General features: G+C 41.0%; 15 protein-coding genes. 5 read left to right on the top strand and 10 right to left on the bottom strand.

Annotated features, from left to right (window positions below):
- Positions 1-11: 11 nt before the first annotated feature.
- On the top strand, positions 12-1,706 hold the full coding sequence (gene betA / locus B5P37_RS04800) for a choline dehydrogenase (protein ID WP_085237163.1): 1,695 nt from the start codon (positions 12-14) through the stop codon (positions 1,704-1,706).
- Positions 1,707-1,833: 127 nt separating this feature from the next.
- Here betA and B5P37_RS04795 read toward each other — a convergent pair whose 3' ends face one another.
- Positions 1,834-2,019 (bottom strand): hypothetical protein, encoded by a 186-nt coding sequence (locus B5P37_RS04795; RefSeq protein WP_085237162.1) that lies wholly within the window; start codon positions 2,017-2,019, stop codon positions 1,834-1,836.
- A 286-nt stretch (positions 2,020-2,305) separates the two neighbouring features.
- On the opposite strand from B5P37_RS04795, the gene argF reads away from it, so the two are divergent.
- On the top strand, positions 2,306-3,307 hold the full coding sequence (argF, locus tag B5P37_RS04790) for an ornithine carbamoyltransferase (RefSeq protein WP_276307732.1): 1,002 nt from the start codon (positions 2,306-2,308) through the stop codon (positions 3,305-3,307).
- Positions 3,308-3,510: 203 nt separating this feature from the next.
- On the opposite strand, the gene hisIE is transcribed toward argF, so the two are convergent.
- From hisIE to B5P37_RS04745, 9 genes are read right to left on the bottom strand one after another with little or no spacing between them, the layout of a single operon-like run.
- Entirely contained in the window at positions 3,511-4,140 is a 630-nt protein-coding gene (hisIE, locus tag B5P37_RS04785) for a bifunctional phosphoribosyl-AMP cyclohydrolase/phosphoribosyl-ATP diphosphatase HisIE (protein WP_085237160.1), read from the bottom strand.
- The gene (gene hisF, locus B5P37_RS04780; RefSeq protein ID WP_085237159.1) at positions 4,131-4,895 is read right to left on the bottom strand and encodes an imidazole glycerol phosphate synthase subunit HisF; all 765 of its coding nucleotides are present in this window, start codon (positions 4,893-4,895) and stop codon (positions 4,131-4,133) included. The genes hisIE and hisF overlap by 10 nt, the downstream gene beginning before the upstream one ends.
- Positions 4,892-5,596 carry a 1-(5-phosphoribosyl)-5-((5-phosphoribosylamino)methylideneamino)imidazole-4-carboxamide isomerase gene (gene hisA / locus B5P37_RS04775; RefSeq protein ID WP_085237158.1) on the bottom strand — a complete coding sequence of 235 codons (705 nt, stop codon included), beginning with the start codon at positions 5,594-5,596 and terminating at the stop codon, positions 4,892-4,894. Before hisA ends, hisF begins: the two co-directional genes overlap by 4 nt.
- Complete coding sequence (gene hisH, locus B5P37_RS04770; RefSeq protein ID WP_085237157.1) at positions 5,589-6,164, bottom strand: imidazole glycerol phosphate synthase subunit HisH; 576 nt, start codon at positions 6,162-6,164, stop codon at positions 5,589-5,591. Before hisH ends, hisA begins: the two co-directional genes overlap by 8 nt.
- Complete coding sequence (hisB, locus tag B5P37_RS04765) at positions 6,161-6,742, bottom strand: imidazoleglycerol-phosphate dehydratase HisB (protein ID WP_085237156.1); 582 nt, start codon at positions 6,740-6,742, stop codon at positions 6,161-6,163. The genes hisH and hisB overlap by 4 nt, the downstream gene beginning before the upstream one ends.
- Positions 6,732-7,739 carry a pyridoxal phosphate-dependent aminotransferase gene (locus B5P37_RS04760; protein ID WP_085237155.1) on the bottom strand — a complete coding sequence of 336 codons (1,008 nt, stop codon included), beginning with the start codon at positions 7,737-7,739 and terminating at the stop codon, positions 6,732-6,734. The genes hisB and B5P37_RS04760 overlap by 11 nt, the downstream gene beginning before the upstream one ends.
- Entirely contained in the window at positions 7,736-8,995 is a 1,260-nt protein-coding gene (hisD, locus tag B5P37_RS04755) for a histidinol dehydrogenase (protein WP_085237154.1), read from the bottom strand. The genes B5P37_RS04760 and hisD overlap by 4 nt, the downstream gene beginning before the upstream one ends.
- On the bottom strand, positions 8,985-9,599 hold the full coding sequence (gene hisG, locus B5P37_RS04750) for an ATP phosphoribosyltransferase (RefSeq protein WP_085237153.1): 615 nt from the start codon (positions 9,597-9,599) through the stop codon (positions 8,985-8,987). Before hisG ends, hisD begins: the two co-directional genes overlap by 11 nt.
- A 14-nt stretch (positions 9,600-9,613) precedes the next feature.
- Positions 9,614-10,426: an ATP phosphoribosyltransferase regulatory subunit gene (locus B5P37_RS04745; protein ID WP_085237152.1), complete on the bottom strand. Its 813-nt coding sequence runs from the start codon at positions 10,424-10,426 to the stop codon at positions 9,614-9,616.
- Between the two features lie 283 nt (positions 10,427-10,709).
- On the opposite strand from B5P37_RS04745, the gene deoC reads away from it, so the two are divergent.
- The 3 genes from deoC to B5P37_RS12250 all read left to right on the top strand — a co-directional run bounded on the left by deoC (position 10,710) and on the right by B5P37_RS12250 (position 24,570).
- On the top strand, positions 10,710-11,372 hold the full coding sequence (gene deoC, locus B5P37_RS04740; RefSeq protein WP_085237151.1) for a deoxyribose-phosphate aldolase: 663 nt from the start codon (positions 10,710-10,712) through the stop codon (positions 11,370-11,372).
- A gap of 36 nt (positions 11,373-11,408) precedes the next feature.
- A complete protein-coding gene (gene deoB / locus B5P37_RS04735; RefSeq protein WP_085237150.1) occupies positions 11,409-12,587 on the top strand; it encodes a phosphopentomutase in 1,179 nt (392 codons plus the stop codon).
- Positions 12,588-13,254: 667 nt separating this feature from the next.
- The gene (locus B5P37_RS12250) at positions 13,255-24,570 is read left to right on the top strand and encodes a Rib/alpha-like domain-containing protein (protein WP_085237149.1); all 11,316 of its coding nucleotides are present in this window, start codon (positions 13,255-13,257) and stop codon (positions 24,568-24,570) included.
- Positions 24,571-25,208: the final 638 nt, after the last annotated feature.

Below are 25,208 nucleotides of genomic sequence, written 5' to 3'. Positions count from 1 at the left end.
GAATTGTAGTAATGAGTAAAGCGTACGACAAAATGTATGATTATATCATTATCGGTGGGGGGAGTGCCGGTTCAGTTCTTGGTGCTCGCTTGAGTGAAGATAAAGACAAAAAGGTTTTAGTCCTTGAAGCAGGGCGCAGTGACTACCCGTGGGATTTACTGATTCAAATGCCAGCTGCTTTAATGTATCCTTCTGGGAATCGCTTTTATGATTGGAAATATGAAACAGACGGTGAACCGCATATGGGTGGCCGTAAGGTTTTCCACACGCGCGGTAAAGTCCTCGGTGGTTCAAGCTCGATTAACGGGATGATTTATCAACGCGGGAATCCACTCGATTATGAAAAGTGGGGTCAACCGGAAGGAATGGAGACATGGGATTATGCGCACTGTCTACCTTATTTTAAGCGCTTAGAAACAACATTTGGTGCGGATGCAGATGATCCGATTCGTGGTTTGAACGGGCCCATTAAATTGCGTCGCGGTCCAGCAAACAATCCCCTCTTTCATGCGTTTTTTGATGCTGCAGTAGAAGCGGGGTATAAAAAAACAAAAGATGTGAATGGGTTCCGTCAAGAAGGTTTTGGACCATTTGATAGTCAAATTCATAACGGACGTCGTGTTTCTGCATCACGTGCCTATTTGCGCCCAGCAATGAAACGTCGCAATTTAACCGTTAAAACGCGTGCATTTGTTGAAAAACTTCATTTTGATGGCAATACGGTGACAGGTGTGACATACAAACGTAACGGTCGTTTGCATAAAGTGTTAGCCAAAGAAGTCATTTTATCTGGTGGTGCGTTTAATACACCACAATTGCTTCAACTTTCTGGTATTGGTGATTCTGAACATTTACGTTCACTCGGTATCGAACCTCGCATTCATTTACCAGGTGTGGGTGAAAACTTTGAAGACCATTTAGAAGTATATATCCAACATACTTGTAAAGAACCAGTCTCAATGCAACCGAGCTTAAATAAATTCAAAATGCCATTCATCGGTTTAGAGTGGCTCACACGTCGTACAGGACCGGCGGCAAGTAACCATTTTGAAGGTGGCGGTTTTGTTCGTTCTAATGATGACGTGAAGTACCCGAACTTAATGTTCCACTTCTTGCCACTAGCTGTTCGTTATGATGGTCAACGCGCGGATACAGCGCATGGCTATCAAGTTCATGTTGGTCCAATGTATTCAAATTCTCGTGGTAGTTTAAAAATTACATCAACAAATCCGTATGTCAAACCCAAATTTGTCTTTAACTATTTATCGACGGAAGAAGACAAACGTGAATGGGTAGAGGCCATTCGTGTCGCACGTCACATTTTAAATCAGCCGGCAATGGATGCATTTAATGGGGGAGAAATTTCACCAGGACCTGCTGTACAAACGGATGAAGAAATTTTAGACTGGGTTCGCCGTGATGCGGAAACAGCATTACATCCTTCTTGTAGTGCGAAAATGGGACCTGCCAGCGACCCAATGGCAGTCGTAGATCCATTGACGATGAAGGTTCACGGCATGGAAAATTTACGTGTTGTCGATGCTTCTGTAATGCCTACAACGACGAACGGCAATATTCATTCACCGGTGTTGATGTTAGCCGAAAAAGCGGCGGATATTATTCGAGGTGTAAAACCATTAGAACCAGAATATGTCGATTATTATGTGCATGGGAAACATGACCCTAACGCAGGAGCAATCGATTAAAAATCATAAAACAAATAAAGAATCGGCTCAGTAAACAGTTGCTTACTGAGTCGATTCTTTTTAATGTATAGAACCCAAAAATATTGTTCACACAAACAATCGGACCCTCTTAGCGTTAAATCAAAAACTACGATTTCACCTTTTCGTCTTTAACTAAAAATTTGTAGCAAATCAGCCCGACTATCGCGGCCACTATACCGCCAATTAATCTGGCAATCCAAACATTTGGTAACGTATTTTCAAGTGTATCACAAACAAATGAGCCGCATGCGCTTGAGACAAGGATCATAATTAAAAATTTCATTGTATCCATATTTAACTCTCCTTAAAAATATTCTACACAGGTATATAGTTTGAAATCAACATGCAAATCAAATAGCGGTTTAAGCGTTTAAAAGTAAATCATGCAGATTACCGTTTTATATTCGATTTTGTCTACTTCACAGGGGGCTGTTTATTGAAAGCGTTGGCAATCATTTCCTTTGAGGCGTTGACAGTATGAATGTATATATGTATAATAATACAAAATAAAGAATAAATAATCGAATAAAAAGTGAAGGACTGATGGAATTGGGACGTATACAACAACGCTAAAACAATTGAAAACATTTAAAGGGAAAAGTTTTTTAAAGACAACAGATTTTGATGCGACGGATTTGATGACGCTGATTGATTTTTCAATGGAACTCAAACATAAGAAGCAGCATCATTTACCACATCCTTACCTTAAAGGGAAAAATATTGCATTAATTTTTGAGAAGCCCTCCACACGGACAAGAGCTGCGTTCAGTGTGGCGGCCCATGACTTAGGAGCGCATGTGGACTGTTATGAAAAGGGGGCCATTCATTTAGGGAGTAAAGAATCTATTGAAGATACTTCGCGTGTTTTCGGTCGGATGTATGATGGGATTGGGTTTCGTGGATATCATCAAGTGGATATTGAACAGTTGAGTCAGTATGCAGGTGTCCCCGTATGGAACGGTTTAACAAACGAATGGCACCCCACACAGATGATTGCTGACTTCATGACGATCAAGGAACATTTCGGATCATTACCTGGACGGACTTTGACTTATGTGGGTGATGCATCAAACAATGTGGCCCATGATTTACTCGTGACAGGGGCGAAGTTAGGTGTGAATATGCACATCGCAGCACCGAAACGTTTGCAACCTCATATTGATATTCAACATATTGCTCAAAGTGAGGCTGAAAAATCAGGCGCGAAGATTTTGATTACTGAGGATGTCAAATCAGCGGTATATCAAACGGATGTGGTATACACGGATGTATGGTTATCGATGGGGACAGATGAAAGTGAGTGGGCATCAAGAATCAAACAAATGTTGCCATATCAGATTAATGATCAGATGATGGCACACGTAGGGCATGACAAGCTGATTGTAATGCATTGTTTACCTGCATTTCATGATTTGAAAACAACGACAAGTCAAAAAATATATCAACAATATGGTTTACGTGCAATGGAAATCACTGATGACGTCTTTCATAGCGACTATTCCGTCATATTTGAACAAGCCGAAAATCGATTGCATTCAATCAAAGCGGTGATGGCGGCAACGCTTGGAGATATTTTTTAACGCGGATGAAGAGATGAGGGTTTAGGATTTGAGCGATCGTCTAGCCGTGCGTCATGTCTCCTTTCTCCATAAAATATCTCAGTTCATCAAGTAATATGCCCTCCAAATTTGGATGTAAAAATTCCAATGTTGGAGGGCATTTTTATTGATATCGATGATCAAACGATGGCGCGTCATGCGCAAGTGGAACGCCATTCTATGCTTTACCACACTTCAATATCTTGTCTCTCGCCTTTGAAGTTACCACGTACGTGATGACGATCTGCTAAGATGTGCTCTACTTCCTCGAATGATGTGTTTTGATTGTGGAGTAATACAAACAAGTGATACAACAAATCAGCACTTTCAGCGATTAACTCATGTCGGTCTTCTTTCATCGCTGCAATGACAACTTCAAAAGCCTCTTCCCCTAATTTTTTAGAGATTTTCTCCTTTCCTTCGCGCAACAGATATTGCGTATAAGAATTCTTTGCTTCTGTTTGAGCGCGTTGTTGAATCATTGACTCAAGGTGTTGTACCGCAAAAGAAGGGGACGTTCCGAAACAACTTTGCTTTCCAGTATGACACGTCGGCCCCATTGGTGTGACAAATAATAACAGCGTGTCTTGATCGCAATCTAAATACATGTCTTCAACTTTTTGAATATGTCCCGAGGTTTCTCCTTTTTTCCAAAGGCGCTGTTTTGATCGAGAGTAAAACCATGCGACTTTTTCGTCAACCGTTTTTTGAAAGGCTTCTTCGTTCATATAGCCGAGCATGAGCACTTGTTTCGTCGTTGCATCTTGTAATATAACAGGTAATAATCCTTTTGAAAAATCTGGTTTTAAGACCATCTAACGGGGACACCTCCTTTTTCAATCACGTGCTTAATTTCATTTACAGTCGTTTCTTTATCGTGTAAAATGCTGGCGGCCAGTCCTGCTGAGACAGGTGTTTCTTTAAATAATTCTGTGAAGTGATTGGCATGTCCGCCACCGCCTGAAGCGATAATTGGCAGATTGACAAGTCGGGCAATCTCTTTTAAATGTTGAAGATCAAATCCTTGCTTCATCCCGTCAAAATCCATACTGGTCACAAGCAACTCGCCAGCACCCAGCCTTTCCACTTCCTGTACCCAGTCATAGACACGTTTGTTCGTGCGTTTTTTTCCACCATGTGTATAACAAAAATAGTCATTTTGTTGAGGATCATATTGACTATCGATTGCAATACAGATACATTGGCTACCGAATTTTTCACTTGCTTGACGGATTAATTCAGGATTTTGAAGCGCAGCCGAGTTGAGCGATACTTTATCCGCACCATGCTTTAATAGTTGGGAAATGTCTTCGAGTGTCGTGATTCCTCCGCCAACAGTTAAAGGGATAAAGAGTTGTTCAGCGGTTTTTTGAATCATATCTAATGTTAAAGCGTGCCCATTTTCAGTTTTAGAAATATCTAAAAAGACAAGTTCGTCCGCACCTGTATCGTTATAATATAAGGCGAATTCGACAGGGTCACCGATGTCTCTTAGACCTTTGAACTGTATGCCTTTAACGACACGACCATCTTGTACATCGAGACATGGAATAATTCTTTTCTTGATCAAGATAATCCCTCCCAAAATTCAGCTTGATTTGCGGCTTTCCCGACGATGGCTGCAGATACGCCTAACGCTTCTAATCGTAAAAGATCTTGTTGATGGCGAATCCCACCTGATGCAATGACAGGTAAAGGGGTGGCTTCGACGAGCTGAGCGGTGATGTCAAAATTAGGGCCTTCCAACTTACCATCTTTAGAAATATCTGTATAAATCACGCCGCCTAGTGGCAAATGTTCGATTTGTGAGACATATTCAAATAAATTTAACGCTGCATCTTCTTGCCACCCGTTGATTTTGATGGCGGTATGGTAAGCATCAACCGAAACGTAAATTTTCCCAGGAAATAAGTGGCTCATGTCAGTTAACCAGTCCACATTTGTGAGTGCTTGTGTGCCGACAATACAATAATCTACGCCATGAGAAAAGTAATGGCGAAGCGTGCGTTCATCACGAATCCCGCCGCCAACTTCAATAGGTTTACGGCTTGCTTGAACCAATTGACGAATATAGTCCATTTCAACTGACTGTTGGGCTTTCGCACCGATGAGGTCAATAATATGAATACGATCAACACAGTCAAATTGATTGTAAAATTGAATACTATCTTCTGCGCTACGTGGCATCGCTTCCGACGTACGATAATCTCCTTCAGTTAAGCGGACACTTCTTCCTTCAATTAAATCGATTGCGGGCCAAATTTTAATCATGTTGCCATCCTCCTTTTAGGGCTTGTGCGAGTATGTTCAAGCCATACGTACCACTTTTTTCTGGATGGAATTGTATTCCGATATATGGACCGTGTTGGACAATACCAGGGATAGGTGTCCCATAGTCCGTATAGGCGACGACATCGTCATTCATAGGGGCTTGATAACTGTGCACATAATAGACGTCTTTATCTAATCCAGGCCATTCACTTGTTAATTGATTCCAACCGAGATGCGGTATCGTATAAGGCGTTTGTATTTTACGTATTTCTCCCTCGAGAAATCCCAATCCTGGAACATGGCCTTCTTCACTAAAGGTGTAGAGCAATTGCATCCCTAGACAAATCCCAATGATTGGCTTTTGTTGTCTTTGAAAAATCGGTTGAAGTTGCAGACGGTCAATGGCTTGCATGGCGTCTTTAAAATGGCCTACACCTGGTAAAATTAATTGTTCAGCACGATCGATGTCTTTTTCATCATGTGAGACCATCACGTCATAGCCAAGATGTTGTAGGGCACGTTGAACATTTAAAATATTACCCAAACCATAATCTACAATGACAATCATGATTCAATCACTCCTTTAGATGAAGGGATACGTTGTTCTTGAGTTGGGCGTAACGCTTGTTTCAATGCACGTGCAAATGCTTTGAAAATGGCTTCGATCTCGTGATGCGTGTTACCTTGGTGCAATAAATCAATGTGGACCGTGAGGCGTGCATTTATCACAAGTGCGCGGAAAAACTCTTCAACTAATTCTGTATCGAATGCCCCAACCTTTTCTTTACTGAACGTTGCGTTGAAATTCAAATACGGACGCCCACTGATATCGACGACCGCACGTGCTAACGTTTCATCCATAGGTAAGTATTGTTGGCCATAGCGTTCGAAATGCTGCTTATCTCGAATCAGTTGAAGGAGTAACTGACCCAATACGATGCCAATATCTTCGGTTGTATGATGATCGTCTATCCATGTATCACCTTGCGCATCAATCTCAAGCTGTAATCCGCTATGAAAACTAAATAAAGTCAACATGTGATTTAAAAATCCAACCCCTGTTTGAATATGACTTTGGTCTAACGTTTCTGATAGTTTCACTGTGATTTGTGTTTCTTTCGTTGTTCGAGTTGTTTCAAATCTCATCCTGTTCACTCCATTCTTTGACCGCTTGTTCGAATTGGTTTAATGCTGCATCCGTTGCAATTGAATAGCGGACGAATCCTGCCATTCTTGTTTCGGTTTGTTCGTGATAAAAGCGGGGGAAAAAGCCTTTTTCTTGAACATAGTGTCCGAGTGACATCGCTTGAGATCCCGCCGTTAAAACAAAATTCGTTTCGCTAGGGTAGATCGTAAGTTTGTCACTGACATATTTTTGAAAAATAGCTTTCAGTCGGTTGCTCAGTTGACGTTGATGTTTGACAAAAGCCTTTGTCGATTCAATGTTTTCAAATAAGTATGTTCCAATCGCCATCGTCAAAGCACTCAATGGATAAGGATGTTCAATCTGTCGAACCTTTTGAATCGTTTTTTCTGTTCCGATTAATATGCCCAGACGTAATCCAGCCATCGCAAACGCTTTCGATAATGTGCGCATAATCAGTATATGATCTTCTAATGGTATTGCGGCAGGTGTTGAGAAATCAGCATAGGCTTCATCAATAATGAAATAGCCACCACACGCTTTCATTGCATCAGCAATGGCAACTAACGCACTTTCGTCGAAGCGGTGTCCAGTAGGGTTGTGAGGGTTACTCATAATAAAAAAACTAGGTTGAACGGCTTCAATGCGTGCCAATATAGTGTCGAGGGGAAAGGTTAAATCCTCCGTTCCTTCAACAAAAACAATATCGCGCTGAACTTGTTGTGCATAATTTTGATACATAAAAAAATCTGGATTCAATGTCAAACAGGGACCTTCGGGCATGATGAGCATCAATTTTTGAATGAGCTCATCAGACCCATTGCCACAGCAAATCTGGTTCATATGCCAAGTGTCGCCATAATAGTGTGTATAAGCACGTCGAAAACGGTCATATGCAATATCTGGATAAAGGTGATAATCACAGTTTGAAATAATGTGTGTCAGTGTGTCGGTATCAATCGGTTTGATTGGGCTTTCGTTTTTATTCATGCGAATCATGTTTGATCACCTCGCTGCCTGATTTCTAATGATTTTTGATGATTGTAAAGTTGCTCGTCGCATGCGATACATGCCGCGTCTTGGTATGTTTGTTGGTAAGTCGCCTGCGATAAGTGAATAACGGTATGTTTGGTTAAGAAGTCATTCACTGATAGCCCATGTTGAAAGCGCGCTGTCCGCTGTGTCGGTAATACATGGCTTGGACCTGCGATATAGTCACCGATAGCCTCTGGCGCATAGCCACCGAGGAATAAACTGCCTACATAATGAATATGCGGCAAATAGGCCTCTGGTTGGGCCGTTTGAATAGAGGCATGTTCAGGTGCAATCGCATTCATCACGCGACAACTATCATCAAAATGCGTCGTGTGAATTAAGTAATGATAGTGTTCTAAGCTCGCAGATAAGATGTCTCGGCGTGCTGCATGAGGCAGCGCTTGTTGAATCCGTTGTTCGAGTTGTTGAAGCAATGCAAGATCTGTCGAAATGACAAAAGTCCGTGCCAGTTCATCATGTTCTGCTTGAGCGAAAACATCATATACAATAGCATCTAAATCGCACGTTTCATCAATGATTAAGGCGATTTCACTTGGTCCGGCAATTTGATCAATACCGACCTCACCGTAGAGACATTTTTTAGCATAAGCCACATATTGATTGCCTGGTCCCACAATCTTATCCACTTTTGGAATGGTCTCAGTTCCATAAGCTAATGCGGCAATACTTTGTGCGCCTCCCACTTGATAGACGTGATCGACACCGGTAATGTGGCAAGCGGCTAACACACTCGGTGCGATGCCATCAGCTTGTGGCGGTGTAACAACACTGATGTGTCGGACACCCGCAACTTTAGCGAGCGTCGCTGTCATAAGAACCGTTGAAGGATAGCTCGCTTTCCCTCCAGGGACGTAAATGCCGACACGTTCAAGTGGATGATACACTTCGTAAAGTTCAGATGACACGTATTGATTCTTATATTTGATTTGTGTTTGGTAATCTCGAATTCTTTGAAAACTATGTTCTAAAGCCGTTCTTAACGTATCATCTATGGCATCGTAAGCGGCTTTAATATCTGCTTTTGGTACTTCTAATGTGTTGACTTTAACGCCATCAAATTTTTCATTATAGTCATATAGGGCAGCATCTCCCATACGCTTGACGTGATGACAGATGGCTGTGACTTGATCATGAATTTCAGGTTGAAAGGCTTCCGTCGTTTGAAATGTGTTTAAAAAGGTTTGGCTGTTAATAATCAATGAGCGACACTCCTAACATTTGAATCAATGTATCGATTTCTGATGATTTTGTGAAAAAACTTTGGCGATTTGTAATGAGTTGCGCTTGTATATCAGCAATATGCTCTTTTTCTACTAAGCCATTCGAGCGTAATGTTGTCCCGGTTTGAACAATATCGACAATGCCATCGACCATGCCAATGACACAAGCAAGCTCGATAGAACCTGATAACTCAAGTAATTCCACATCACGCCCAGTCGATTTAAAGTAGCGTGCGGCTGTTTGAGGAAAAGACGTCGCGACTTTATTGTAGGTTTGCGTTTCTTCAAACGCAGCAACGGAGAAATGACATTGCCCAAATGGTAATGCAAGTAATTGATTCACATCATATCGCGCTTCATTGAGAATATCGCTACCCGTAATCCCTACATCAGCAATGCCTTGCTCGACATAAATCGGCACATCATTGCCTTTGACGAATAAAAAATGAAATTGAGGCGTTTTGATTTGTAATTGTCGCGCTCTAGATTTGAGCTGATTTGCCCAATCCGTTTGCCCTTGTTCCTCCAAATAGTGAATAAAGCTTTTTAATAAGCGCCCTTTTGCTAATGCGATTGTAAGCACAGTAGCGTCCCTCCTTACTGTAGTGTTAAGCCTAATCCAAAGCCTTCTAAAGGCCCATTATAATAACCCCCTGTTAATACCAGTGAACGCTTTTTCAAATGACCATGAATAAAGGTTCCTTTGTAATAAGATCTCGGTGGTTGTGGTGTAATATCGAGATGTATCGTTGGGATGTTGATCGATTTAAAATACGTATGCCAGCGATTTAAGCTTTGGATCATCGTATTGTCATGTGGATAAAGGGTATTGAGCAAAGCCAACTGTTGATGTGTCGGTGTGAGTAACAATTTCACTACAGGATGACTTAATCCTAATGCCTTTTTCAAAGCTGAAATATTACGTTGGGAGATCCAAGTCATCAATTGAGGTGATGGCGCTTCTTGACCGAGCAATAATTCAATCAGTTCATAATGTCCAATCACGATATACGCTATGTGGTCTTGCAAGACGTCTTCAATGAATTGTTGAAACGTTTCAAAAGCACGATACATATCTTGAACATGGGGTTGATAACATTCAAGACCAAGCTGTGTCACTACTTGTTGATGGCGTACAATCGGTCCAGTATAGGCGACAGCACGATGGTCTAACGTGTAATGTTGTGAGTAACGTACGAGTTGATCTGTGAAATCATTGCGCAATGCAAACAACGTATGATCAGCCTGCCAAATACTACGTTCTTTCATTTGTGATAAATCATCTGAAGAAAGCTCATCCCATACTAATGTTTCGATAAAAGCCGTATCAATGGGTTGAAAATGATTTGATGCAGCCAACTCTAAAAATTGAATTTCATAACGCTTGTTTTGTATAAAGTCTTGAACCATAATATCCCTCACTTTCACTCTCTACCGAGTTAAAGTATTTAAGTAGAATATGAACATGTTAGCACAGCATGCAGCACATTTCAACCAATTGTTCAGAATATTTTAAGATTATTTCATAGACGTCGGTCAATTTCATAAAAGAATTTAATTTGGTACAAACTTTGAATAAAATCGCCTTCATTTTCATTAAATGTCAGGATATAAAAATAAAAAAATCGTATTTTTAAGCGTCTAATTGTATAATTGGACTGGTCATAAAAAATTTAAACAAGGAGCGTTTGATATGAATTTCGAAAAATATATTGATCACACGTTATTGAAACCTGAGGCAACACGGGCACAAATTGACAAAATCATTGACGAGGCAAAAACGTATCACTTTAAGTCAATTTGTATTAACCCGACACACATTGCTTATGCCGCTGAAAAATTAGCGGATTCGGATGTGCTCGTTTGTACAGTTGTCGGTTTCCCATTAGGTGCATCAACACTGGAAACGAAAGTATTTGAAACAGAAGATGCGGTTCGTAAAGGTGCAGATGAAATTGATATGGTGATCAACATCGGTGCTTTAAAGGACCAACGTTATGATGAAGTTCAAGACGAAATTGCGGCAATTGTGAAAGCAGCGCAAGGTAAGACAGTGAAAGTCATTATTGAAACTGCCCTATTGACAGATGCAGAAAAAGTCAAAGCGTCTGAATTAACGAAAGCGGCAGGCGCACATTTTGTCAAAACGTCAACAGGTTTTGCTTCAGGCGGCGCAACACCAACAGATGTGAAATTAATGAAAGATACAGTCGGTGATGACGTTGAAGTTAAAGCCGCTGGAGGTGTCCGCAATTTGGATGACTTCAAAGCAATGATCGATGCAGGTGCAACACGCATTGGCGCGAGTGCAGGCGTGCAAATTATGCAAGGCTTAGAAGCAGATAGCGATTATTAAAACGATTTTATTCTTAAATAAGTGAGAGTGATTCAAATGACAGTACCATTCAAACGTGTACATTTAATTGTCATGGATTCAGTGGGCATTGGAGAAGCCCCAGATGCGAAAGCGTTTAACGACGAGGGCGCACATACTTTAAAACATACGCTCGAAGGTTTTGATCAGTCATTGCCAAACCTTGAAAAATTAGGTCTCGGCAATATTGCACCATTACCTGTCATTGAAGCGGTGGCACATCCGGCAGCATACTATACAAAATTGAGCGAAGCCTCTGTCGGCAAGGATACGATGACTGGACACTGGGAAATCATGGGACTTAACATCATGCAACCGTTTAAAGTATATCCAAACGGTTTCCCTGACGCGTTAATTCAGGAAATTGAACAATTATCAGGTCGCAAAGTTGTTGCCAATCGCCCGGCATCAGGGACTCAAATTATTGATGAGTGGGGCGAGCATCAAATGAAGACAGGGGATTTAATTGTCTATACCTCTGCAGATCCAGTACTACAAATCGCTGCACATGAAGATGTCATTCCGTTAGAAGAGCTTTACGATATTTGTGAAAAAGTCCGTGAATTGACTAAAGACCCGAAATATTTAATTGGACGAATTATTGCGCGTCCATATGTCGGCAAACCTGGAAACTTTACGCGTACAAGCAACCGTCATGATTATGCACTGAAACCCTTTGGTAAAACAGTGATGAACACGTTAAAAGAAAATGATTATGACGTGATTGCGATTGGAAAAATTAATGACATTTACGATGGCGAAGGCGTGACAGAAGCGATTCGCACGAAAAGTAATATGGACGGTATGGACCAATTAATGCAAGTTGTGAAAAAAGATTTTACAGGGCTTAGCTTTTTAAATTTGGTTGATTTTGATGCATTGTATGGACACCGTCGAGATAAGCCAGGATATGCACAAGCCATTAAAGATTTTGACGAGCGTTTACCTGAATTAATGGCAACGATGCGCGAAGATGATTTGTTAATCATTACAGCGGATCATGGGAACGATCCAACGGCAGACGGTACAGATCATACACGCGAATATATTCCAGTATTAATGTACAGTCCGAAGTTTAAAGAAGGACATGCGCTAGAAGGAGATACCACATTTAGCTCGATTGGTGCGACGATAGCGGATAACTTTGGCGTGACATTACCTGAGTACGGTCGCAGTTATTTAAGTGAATTGAAATAGTTAAAAGAAGTGGCTGATTCCAATGATAGGAGTCGGCTGCTTTTTTATTTGAGCATTTTCAAAGATTGATACGACGTAAGGGCAGCTGGCATCAGTGCCCTTTTTCAATTTTATCTTTTTACATATGAAAGAGGTATTTAAAATTTAAAAGCAAGCACAGTTAAACCCGCATTCCTTTTCATAAATAGATAAAAGGCGATGCTTACATTCATGTAGAAACATATAGAAATTTTTCCTCGTAATAGACTAAAAAAATCGTGAGAAATGAACAGTTGCCAGTGAATCTAGTGAAAATTATAAAAATGAAACAACCATTTACAAATAATAATAAAAATGTACAACTTTATAAAAATGAATATTAATTTTAGTTATCAGCATATAATGATTAATTATAAAAATCATTTTCAAAATCATTATATACGATATTAAAGCCTATCAAAGTCTGTTGTCTTAAGAAAAATCAATTTCATTTAATTTATTGTAAATAGTATAACAAACATGAAACTAATACATTTCTTAAAATCAAAAATAAAATATCAACAAATAATTAATTATAGAGCGTTATACATTTTAAAATTATTTTAACTATAGTTGTACGACGTAATAAATTGGTATATTCTTTATATCGTAAGAAGAAATTTAATCATAATAAGGGGACGATATTTTTATGGATAAACCAAGAAAAAGACGTTTAGACTTTTTGCCTAATCGTCAAAATCGATACGCTATTCGGCGTTTTTCAGTGGGTACCGCATCGATCCTTGTAGGTGCAACACTCATTTTTGGTGTTCATTCAAATGAGGCATCTGCAGCAACTGAAGATACGGCAACTCAGGAATCAAACACGTCTAAAAGTGATGTTTTGGGAGAGGGAACATCACTAGCAGAAACAACGAGCGAGGCACCTGCTGTTGAAGCAGCGCCAACGGTAGAAACAACGGATGCAACACTTGCAACCGAAGCAACACCATCAGTTGAAAAATCAGCCGTCACATCGGCAGAAGAAGTGGCACCACAGCCAGAAATTACAGAACACGAGCTAACGGCAGAAGAATACTATTCACGTTATTGGAATTCCGCTTATTCATCAAATAGTGAAAACCAAGTGTTGAATGAGGCATTACCGGTACAGCCCGCAGATCAAACACCAACAAATAAAGACGATATCGCCCAACAGACACCGCCTCAAAATGAAAATACTCAAGCCAACAATTCCCCAGCGACACAATCTCAAGACCCATCGAGTCAATCACTTTCTCAAGCAGATAAATTAAATGAAGTGCACAACTACCTCACTCAAAACACAACACTTTCCGAAGAAAAAATTAATGAAAAGTTAGCACATTTGAACATCGATGTTGAACATATGTCCGCTGAAGACATTTATTTGGCGTTACTCAAAGATTTAGCAAATCAACAAAATGAATTAACACCACCAGCGACAACCATTTCAGCAAGAAACACAGCTTACACTAATGATGAATCCTTGACACGCTCAGCAAATGAAACGACTTTCTTTGCGGTAGTCGATACAACAGCTAACAATGATGTTGTTGCAGAAAAGAATCGTGTGATTGTTGCAGATGCATTAGCGAATAGCTATATCCGTTCGCAGACCGATGCGACGAATGCTGCACATACGTTATCGGGTAGAGCTTGGGTCGTCGATCACGGAACACCTGCAACATTTGCCAATGGATTGACACCTGTACCAGAAGGAACAAAAGTTTACATGCAATGGATTGATAAAGATGGTGCGGTCTCTCCCGTTTATCAAGCGAATACAACAAACCGATTAAGTTCTGCAGATGGTAGTCAAGTTGGACCAGGAGCATATGCTTTTGATTTGCGTGAAGCATGGATAGACGCGAAGGGAACATCACACCGCTACAATGCGACAGGAGGTCAATATTATCGCTTATGGATTGATGATTTTAAAACAGCAGATGGCAATACCGTAACGATGTTGCGTCAATCAGGAGGCTTTTTCCCAGGGTCTTATGTCAATTCAGTCACAAATAGCAATCTCGGTCAATTCCCACTCATAGGAACGAACATGCAACGTACAGGTATTTTTATGAGTGTCATTCCAACAAATGGTTATACGACAAAAGACAATGCACAGTGGCTTAACGATGCACAAGGCTCGCTAAGTAATCCAGCTGTAACAGCAAGTGTGGATGATTTTGTGAGTGGTAAAGTATGGTCTGAAACAGGTGCTGGAGATTATGCGAACTCCGCGACAGGACCAAACTTTAACAATGGAGATATCGCACGAGAAGGTTACCAAGTTGTGATGTCTTCGCTTACACAAGAAGGTGCGACAGCCTATAAAGCTCAAGTTTCAAAATTGCCTCAAGCTGAACAAGTAGCCGCTGCACACCAATTATTAACTGAACACCCTGAATATATCTCAGCAACAGTAACAGGTAGAACAGATACAAATGGTAATTATACTTTACGTTTTCCTAAGGGTGATTTGAATAAAGATTATTTGTATGGTTATGTTTTAGACAATCAAGGAAACTTAGTTAAAGGCTATTCGTCATTTACATCACCATTATTCCAAACACCAAATAATAATCTATCATTTACACCTCAAACGGCACCTTATTATAGACCAGCAAGAAACGCGTGGGTTAACGTTAACTTCGCATTGGTTGAAACCATTGAAACAACACTGGAAATTACTGATTTCGACATTACAACGAATCCAGCAAAACGTGGAGACGTAGCACATATTGATGTCACATCAACCGCAATCTCTCCGCTACCAACATTTGTTGAATGGAGAGATTCAAAAGGGAATGTCGTGCAAAAAAGTCAACAAGTGACTACGGTCGAAGCAGCGGAAGCAGCAGGAACATTTACCATTCCTAGTGATGCAAAATCAGGTGAAATTTACACTGCTTACATTGTTTCAGGTGGGAATGATATTGCGGCAGATTCATTATTAGTTCAAGTCAATGAAAATGCAATCACATATCAACCGCATTATATACCAGTAAATGTAGAACCAGGTAAAACAGCGACAGCACCTGTACCTTTAGATAATAGCGGTCAGACATTGCCATCAGGGACAACTTTTGAACGAGGAAATAACGTACCTGATTGGGCAACGGTGAATCCAGACGGTACAATTTCAGTGACACCAGGTGCAGATGTGCCTGTAGGTCAATATAATGTACCTGTTGTCGTGACATATCCAGATAGCTCAAAAGAGACGGTGTTTGCGACTGTTAATGTTGAAGCCCCTGCAAAATTAGCTGAACAGTACGAACCAACGAGTGCGACAGTCAATAAAGCGTTCGGCACACCAACAACGGAACAAGACGTTACAGGCGCGGTGACAATTCCATACTATCCAACAGATGAAGAACAACCGAGGATCACAGTAGATGATTCATCAACATTACCTGATGGTCGTACAGAAGGAACGGTAGATGTGCCAGTCACAGTGACATATCCAGATGGCACAGTAGATCACATGACAGTGCCAGTCACAACAGGCAAACAAGCGGATAATGATAAGTACACACCAGAAGCAAGCCGTTTAAATCCTCCATATCTTACACCAACAACGGAACAAGACGTTATAGGAGCCGTGACAATTCCGAATTATCCAACAGATGGAGAACAACCGAGAATCACAGTAGATGACCCATCAACATTACCGGATGGTCATACAAAAGGAACAGTAGATGTGCCGGTCACAGTAACATACCCAGATGGAACAGTGGATCATATTACAGTGCCAGTGAAAACAGGAAAATTAGCAGACATATATCAGCCGCATTATCCAGGAGTATTTGTAGAAGCAGGTAAAACAGCGACAGCACCTGTACCTTTAGAGAATAGTAGTCAGCCACTGCCAGCAGGGACAATTTTTGAACGAGGAGATAATGTGCCTGATTGGGTAACAGTGAATCCAGACGGTACGATTTTCGTAGCACCGGGTGCGGATATCCCTGTAGATGCATATGAAGTCCTAGTTAATGTCACATATTCAGATGGCTCAAAAGAGACAGTCCTCGGATATGCTTTTGTTGGAGAACCAGTGCAGTTGGCTGATCAGTATGAACCGACGAGTACGGTAGTAAATAAAGAGTATGGCACACCAACAACGGAACAAGACGTTACAGGCGCGGTGACAATTCCATACTATCCAACAGATGAAGAACAACCACAAATTACAGTGAAGGATTCTAATCAATTACCAGATGGTACAACTTTAGGGACGCACAATGTACCTGTTGTTGTGACATATCCAGATGGAACAACAGATGAGTTGACGGTACCTGTGACAGTTGCTGATACAATAGCACCTGAAATTCCACACGTTGTGGATCCGGTATTTCTTAAGGATATGTTCGGTACAGCAAATCCAAATGTTTCAGGAACTGCAGAACCGAATTCTACAGTGACAATTAATTTTCGCACTGGTGAATCTTATACTGGAACAGCAGATGAAAATGGCAGATTTAGTATTCCAGTGCCATTTGAAGTGAGAGATCAATGGAAAATACAAGATGGATTAAATTATGTCATTTCTACGGATGAAGCTGGGAATTCAACTAGAAACTATTTTGTAGTTACCGATACAATTAAACCTGTCGTGGGAACGTTAAACCCTATTACAGATAAAGATTTAGTAATAACAGGTGGAAATGCAGAGCCACTTACAAATGTCGTTATCGTAAATAAAGATGGTGATGTTTTATTTCAAACAGAAACGGATGCGAATGGAAATTACTCTATTACGCTCACAACCCCAATTAATGTAGGTACAGAATTATTCGCCGTATTTTTAGATAACACTGAAAACTTTGCGAACGGTTCATACGATGCGGAGAATAACAAAATTATTTTGGATCAAGCCAATTTAGTCCGACAAATCGTTAGTGATACAACGGCTTCATCTGCACCGTTGGTAAATCCAGTGACAAGTGAAGATACGACGGTAACGGGTACAAGTACGCCAGGTGAAACAATCACAGTGACGTTCCCGAATGGTGAAACTGGGACAACAACAGTGAATCCAGATGGAACATGGACGGTAGATATTCCTACGGGAGTCGATCTTAATGGTGGCGAAGTGATTACAGCGACATCTACAGATGAATCAGGCAACACATCGGAACCTACAAATGTAACCGTAACGGCGGTACAGAGACCTGATAATGTTGTTTACACACCGGAAACAAGTGGCGTAAATCATCCGTATGGCACGGCGACAACGGCAGAAGATGTGGTAGGAACAGTAACAGTGCCAAATTATCCAACAACTGGAGATCAACCAAAAGTAACAGTGGATGACCCATCAACATTACCGAACGGTAATACAGAAGGAACAGTGGATGTGCCAGTCACAGTGACGTATCCAGATGGCACGGTAGATCATATTACAGTACCAGTGACAACAGGTAAACAAGCAGATAATGATAAGTACACACCAGAAACGAGTGGCGTAAATCATCCGTATGGCACAGAGACAACCGTAGATGACATCACAAATACAGTAACAGTGCCAAATTATCCAACAACTGGAGAGCAACCAAAAGTAACAGTGGATGATCCGACACAATTACCGAACGGTAATACAGAAGGTACGGTAGATGTGCCAGTCACAGTGACGTATCCAGATGGCACAGTAGACCATATTACAGTACCGGTGACAACAGGTAAACAAGCGGATAATGATAAGTACACGCCAGAAACAAGTGGTGTAGAAAAAGATTATGGTACAGCGACAACGGCAGAAGATGTGGTAGGAACAGTAACAGTGCCAAACTATCCAACAACTGGAGAACAACCAAAAGTAACAGTGGATGACCCATCAACATTACCGAATGGTAATACAGAGGGAACAGTGGATGTGCCAGTCACAGTGACATATCCAGATGGCACGGTAGATCACATTACAGTACCAGTGACAACAGGAAAGCAGGCGGATAATGATAAATACACACCAGAAACGAGTGGCGTAAATCATCCGTATGGCACGGCGACAACGGCAGAAGATGTGGTAGGAACAGTAACAGTGCCAAATTATCCAACAACTGGAGACCAACCAAAAGTAACAGTGGATGATCCGACACAATTACCGAACGGTAATACAGAAGGTACGGTAGATGTGCCAGTCACAGTGACGTATCCAGATGGCACAGTAGACCATATTACAGTACCGGTGACAACAGGTAAACAAGCGGATAATGATAAGTACACGCCAGAAACAAGTGGTGTAAATCATCCGTATGGCACGGCGACAACGGCAGAAGATGTGGTAGGAACAGTAACAGTACCAAACTATCCAACAACTGGAGAGCAACCGAAAGTGACAGTGGATGACCCATCAACATTACCGAATGGTAATACAGAGGGAACAGTGGATGTGCCAGTCACAGTGACGTATCCAGATGGCACGGTAGATCATATTACAGTACCGGTGACAACAGGAAAGCAGGCGGATAATGATAAATATACACCAGAAACGAGTGGCGTAAATCATCCGTATGGCACAGAGACAACCGTAGATGACATCACAAATACAGTAACAGTGCCAAATTATCCAACAACTGGAGAGCAACCGAAAGTAACAGTGGATGACCCATCAACATTACCGAATGGTAATACAGAGGGTACGGTAGATGTGCCAGTAACGGTGACATATCCAGATGGCACGGTAGATCACATTACAGTACCGGTGACAACAGGTAAACAAGCAGATAATGATAAATACACACCGGAAACAAATGGTGTAAATCATCCGTATGGCACGGCGACAACGGCAGAAGATGTGATAGGAACAGTAACAGTATCAAACTATCCAACAACTGGAGACCAACCAAAAGTAACAGTGGATGATCCGACACAATTACCGAACGGTAATACAGAAGGTACGGTAGATGTGCCAGTCACAGTGACGTATCCAGATGGCACAGTAGACCATATTACAGTACCGGTGACAACAGGTAAACAAGCGGATAATGATAAGTACACGCCAGAAACAAGTGGTGTAGAAAAAGATTATGGTACAGCGACAACGGCAGAAGATGTGGTAGGAACAGTAACAGTGCCAAACTATCCAACAACTGGAGAACAACCAAAAGTAACAGTGGATGATTCATCAACATTACCGAACGGTAATACAGAGGGAACAGTGGATGTGCCAGTCACAGTGACATATCCAGATGGCACAGTAGATCACATTACAGTACCAGTGACAACAGGCAAACAAGCGGATAATGATAAGTACACGCCAGAAACAAATGGTGTAAATCATCCGTATGGCACGGCGACAACGGCAGACGAGATTACAAATACAGTAACAGTACCAAACTACCCAACAACTGGAGAACAGCCAAAAGTAACAGTGGATGATCCATCAACATTACCGAACGGTAATACAGAAGGTACGGTGGATGTGTCAGTCACAGTGACATATCCAGATGGCACGGTAGATCACATTACAGTACCGGTGACAACAGGCAAACAAGCGGATAATGATAAGTACACGCCAGAAACAAATGGTGTAAATCATCCGTATGGTACAGCAACGACGGCAGAAGATGTGGTAGGAACAGTAACAGTACCGAACTATCCAACAACTGGAGAACAGCCAAAAGTAACAGTGGATGATCCATCAACATTACCGAACGGTAATACAGAAGGTACGGTAGATGTGTCAGTCACAGTGACATATCCAGATGGCACGGTAGATCACATTACAGTACCGGTGACAACAGGTAAACAAGCGGATAATGATAAGTACACGCCAGAAACAAATGGTGTAAATCATCCGTATGGTACAGCAACGACGGCAGACGAGATTACAAATACAGTAACAGTACCAAACTATCCAACAACTGGAGAACAACCAAAAGTAACAGTGGATGATCCATCAACATTACCGAATGGTAATACAGAGGGTACAGTGGATATGCCAGTCACAGTGACGTATCCAGATGGCACAGTAGATCACATTACAGTACCGGTAACAACAGGTAAACAAGCGGATAATGATAAGTACACACCAGAAACAAGTGGTGTAGAAAAAGAGCATGGTACACCGATAACAGTAGAAGATATCGTAGGAACAGTAACAGTACCAAATTATCCAACAACTGGAGAACAACCGAGTGTCACAGTGGATGATCCATCAACATTACCGAACGGTAATACAGAAGGTACGGTAGATGTGTCAGTCACAGTGACATATCCAGATGGCACGGTAGATCACATTACAGTACCGGTGACAACAGGCAAACAAGCGGATAATGATAAGTACACGCCAGAAACAAATGGTGTAAATCATCCGTATGGTACAGCAACGACGGCAGAAGATGTGGTAGGAACAGTAACAGTACCGAACTATCCAACAACTGGAGAACAGCCAAAAGTAACAGTGGATGATCCATCAACATTACCGAACGGTAATACAGAAGGTACGGTAGATGTGTCAGTCACAGTGACATATCCAGATGGCACGGTAGATCACATTACAGTACCGGTGACAACAGGTAAACAAGCGGATAATGATAAGTACACGCCAGAAACAAATGGTGTAAATCATCCGTATGGTACAGCAACGACGGCAGACGAGATTACAAATACAGTAACAGTACCAAACTATCCAACAACTGGAGAACAACCAAAAGTAACAGTGGATGATCCATCAACATTACCGAATGGTAATACAGAGGGTACAGTGGATGTGCCAGTCACAGTGACGTATCCAGATGGCACAGTAGATCACATTACAGTACCGGTAACAACAGGTAAACAAGCGGATAATGATAAGTACACACCAGAAACAAGTGGTGTAGAAAAAGAGCATGGTACACCGATAACAGTAGAAGATATCGTAGGAACAGTAACAGTACCAAATTATCCAACAACTGGAGAACAACCGAGTGTCACAGTGGATGACCCAACACAGTTACCGGATGGTAATACAGAGGGAACAGTGGATGTGCCAGTAACGGTGACATATCCAGATGGCACGGTAGATCACATTACAGTACCAGTGACAACAAGCAAACAAGCGGATAATGATAAGTACACGCCAGAAACAAATGGTGTAGAAAAAGAGCATGGTACACCGATAACAGTAGAAGATGTGGTAGGAACAGTAACAGTGCCAAATTATCCAACAACTGGAGACCAACCAAAAGTAACAGTGGATGACCCATCAACATTACCGAATGGTAATACAGAGGGAACAGTGGATGTGCCAGTAACGGTGACATATCCAGATGGCACAGTAGACCATATTACAGTACCGGTGACAACAGGCAAACAAGCGGATAATGATAAGTACACACCAGAAACAAGTGGTATAGAAAAAGAGCATGGTACACCGATAACAGTAGAAGATGTGGTAGGAACAGTAACAGTGCCAAATTATCCAACAACTGGAGACCAACCAAAAGTAACAGTGGATGACCCATCAACATTACCGAATGGTAATACAGAGGGAACAGTGGATGTGCCAGTAACGGTGACGTATCCAGATGGCACAGTAGACCATATTACAGTACCGGTGACAACAGGTAAACAAGCGGATAATGATAAGTACACGCCAGAAACAAATGGTGTAAATCATCCGTATGGTACAGCAACGACGGCAGACGAGATTACAAATACAGTAACAGTACCAAACTATCCAACAACTGGAGAACAACCAAAAGTAACAGTGGATGATCCATCAACATTACCGAATGGTAATACAGAGGGTACAGTGGATGTGCCAGTCATAGTGACGTATCCAGATGGCACGGTAGATCACATTACAGTACCAGTGACAACAAGCAAACAAGCGGATAATGATAAGTACACGCCAGAAACAAATGGTGTAGAAAAAGAGCATGGTACACCGATAACAGTAGAAGATGTGGTAGGAACAGTAACAGTGCCAAATTATCCAACAACTGGAGACCAACCAAAAGTAACAGTGGATGATCCATCAACATTACCGAACGGTAATACAGAGGGTACGGTAGATGTGCCAGTAACGGTGACATATCCAGATGGCACGGTAGATCACATTACAGTACCAGTGACAACAAGCAAACAAGCGGATAATGATAAGTACACGCCAGAAACAAATGGTGTAGAAAAAGAGCATGGTACACCAATAACAGTAGAAGATGTGTTAGGAACAGTAACAGTACCAAACTATCCAACAACTGGAGAACAACCAAAAGTAACAGTGGATGACCCATCAACATTACCGAACGGTAATACAGAGGGAACAGTGGATGTGCCAGTAACGGTGACATATCCAGATGGCACGGTAGATCACATTACAGTACCAGTGACAACAAGCAAACAAGCGGATAATGATAAGTACACGCCAGAAACAAATGGTGTAGAAAAAGAGCATGGTACACCGATAACAGTAGAAGATGTGGTAGGAACAGTAACAGTGCCAAATTATCCAACAACTGGAGACCAACCAAAAGTAACAGTGGATGACCCATCAACATTACCGAATGGTAATACAGAGGGAACAGTGGATGTGCCAGTAACGGTGACATATCCAGATGGCACAGTAGACCATATTACAGTACCGGTGACAACAGGCAAACAAGCGGATAATGATAAGTACACACCAGAAACAAGTGGTATAGAAAAAGAGCATGGTACACCGATAACAGTAGAAGATGTGGTAGGAACAGTAACAGTGCCAAATTATCCAACAACTGGAGACCAACCAAAAGTAACAGTGGATGACCCATCAACATTACCGAATGGTAATACAGAGGGAACAGTGGATGTGTCAGTAACGGTGACATATCCAGATGGCACGGTAGATCACATTACAGTACCAGTGACAACAAGCAAACAAGCGGATAATGATAAGTACACGCCAGAAACAAATGGTGTAGAAAAAGAGCATGGTACACCGATAACAGTAGAAGATATCGTAGGAACAGTAACAGTGCCAAATTATCCAACAACTGGAGAACAACCAAAAGTAACAGTGGAAGACCCATCAACATTACCGAACGGTAATACAGAAGGTACGGTAGATGTGCCAGTAACGGTGACATATCCAGATGGCACAGTAGACCATATTACAGTACCGGTGACAACAGGCAAACAAGCGGATAATGATAAGTACACGCCAGAAACAAATGGTGTAGAAAAAGAGCATGGTACACCGATAACAGTAGAAGATATCGTAGGAACAGTGACAGTGCCAAATTATCCAACAACTGGAGACCAACCAAAAGTAACAGTGGATGACCCATCAACATTACCGAACGGTAATACAGAGGGAACAGTAGATGTGCCAGTCACAGTGACATATCCAGATGGTACAGTAGACCATATTACAGTGCCGGTAACAACAGTGGGTGATACATCTTCTCAAGCTGATAAAAATTATCCAAGTTATGAAGAGACACATGTATCTCCAGGCACGACGGTTCATGTGAATCAAACTGGAGACAATACAATGCCAGATGGTACACATTATGAAATAGGTAAAGACATACCTAAAGGTTGGACAGTGTCAGTAGATCCAAATAGTGGCATGGTTTCAATCACACCGCCTCAAAATGCAAAAGTTGGGGAAATAGTTCGCATTCCAATTGTAGTGGTTTATCCAGATGGTTCTATGGAAATGCTTTCTGTGACGGTTATTGTTGATGGCAAAGATAATGGTACTTCAAAGCCAATCGTTAAAACACCAATTAAAGATAATGTAATGCCATCGGGTGACAGTCACACTGCTGTTGGAAGCAACGGTACGAAGTCAACAATGATGAGTGATATGAAACCGACATTGAAATCAGAAATGGTTTCAATGCACAATAATCAAGATGCAATGAATCAACCAATGCCTCATTCAACTGAAACTTTACCAGATACTGGTGAGACAGATTACTCAAACGGTGCGTTATTGGGTGGATTGTTTGCAACATTAGGTGGATTATTCTTAATCGGTAGACGTCGTAAGGATAATGAAGAAAAATAAAAAGGATTTTAGAAGGTTACCAAATCACTAGAAGTATAGAAATGACAAGTGGTGACGAGAGACAATAGCCAATTCATGTGCTTTTTATAAAGTGCATGGATTGGCTTTTTTAGATGTGCTTGTTTAAGTGGAATGTATGCGTGTGAGAAAAGTTGTAGTGAAGATGACAATGATATGAGTATCAATGAGATGGTATTTGAGTCGGCTAACATAATAAAAAGTATAAGGATACAGATTTTAGAAAGGAAAAGTTACAATAAATGTATTGTTAATTACTATTTAGAGATTAATACTAAAAAAATAAACATTGATTGATTTTAGATTTTTAATATAAAAATGATTTTATGGAATTTTATTATTTGTAATAGAGATATGTAGAAATATCAGTTAATCGATCTCATTAATGATATTTAAAAAAATTGATAACATAGTTATGTTTTAATATGCAATATTATTAATTATTATAAATAAAAGGACTTTGGATTTTTTTAAGTCTATTCAAGTGTCGATAAATAACAATAGCAATAAAGGTGAAATGAAATATCAAATAATATATGTATATTTGATATTAATCACATAATAAACATTTAATCAAGTCGTGTGTTTTTTTATCTTTAAAATATCTTGTTTTGGATTAT

The sequence above is a fragment of the Staphylococcus lutrae genome (assembly GCF_002101335.1).
Lineage (GTDB): Bacteria > Bacillota > Bacilli > Staphylococcales > Staphylococcaceae > Staphylococcus > Staphylococcus lutrae.
This window is presented reverse-complemented; position numbering and strand designations above follow the sequence as displayed.

What these genes read in the sequence shown, in the direction of transcription:
- deoB (WP_085237150.1), top strand. Translation starts at nt 11,409, where the DNA reads ATGACAGTACCATTCAAACGTGTACATTTAATTGTCATGGATTCAGTG.
- B5P37_RS04795 (WP_085237162.1), bottom strand. Translation starts at nt 2,019, where the DNA reads ATGGATACAATGAAATTTTTAATTATGATCCTTGTCTCAAGCGCATGC.
- hisH (WP_085237157.1), bottom strand. Translation starts at nt 6,164, where the DNA reads ATGATTGTCATTGTAGATTATGGTTTGGGTAATATTTTAAATGTTCAA.
- B5P37_RS04760 (WP_085237155.1), bottom strand. Translation starts at nt 7,739, where the DNA reads ATGATTCGCATGAATAAAAACGAAAGCCCAATCAAACCGATTGATACC.
- deoC (WP_085237151.1), top strand. Translation starts at nt 10,710, where the DNA reads ATGAATTTCGAAAAATATATTGATCACACGTTATTGAAACCTGAGGCA.
- hisIE (WP_085237160.1), bottom strand. Translation starts at nt 4,140, where the DNA reads ATGGTCTTAAAACCAGATTTTTCAAAAGGATTATTACCTGTTATATTA.
- hisB (WP_085237156.1), bottom strand. Translation starts at nt 6,742, where the DNA reads ATGAGATTTGAAACAACTCGAACAACGAAAGAAACACAAATCACAGTG.
- betA (WP_085237163.1), top strand. Translation starts at nt 12, where the DNA reads ATGAGTAAAGCGTACGACAAAATGTATGATTATATCATTATCGGTGGG.
- B5P37_RS04745 (WP_085237152.1), bottom strand. Translation starts at nt 10,426, where the DNA reads ATGGTTCAAGACTTTATACAAAACAAGCGTTATGAAATTCAATTTTTA.
- hisA (WP_085237158.1), bottom strand. Translation starts at nt 5,596, where the DNA reads ATGATTAAAATTTGGCCCGCAATCGATTTAATTGAAGGAAGAAGTGTC.
- B5P37_RS12250 (WP_085237149.1), top strand. Translation starts at nt 13,255, where the DNA reads ATGGATAAACCAAGAAAAAGACGTTTAGACTTTTTGCCTAATCGTCAA.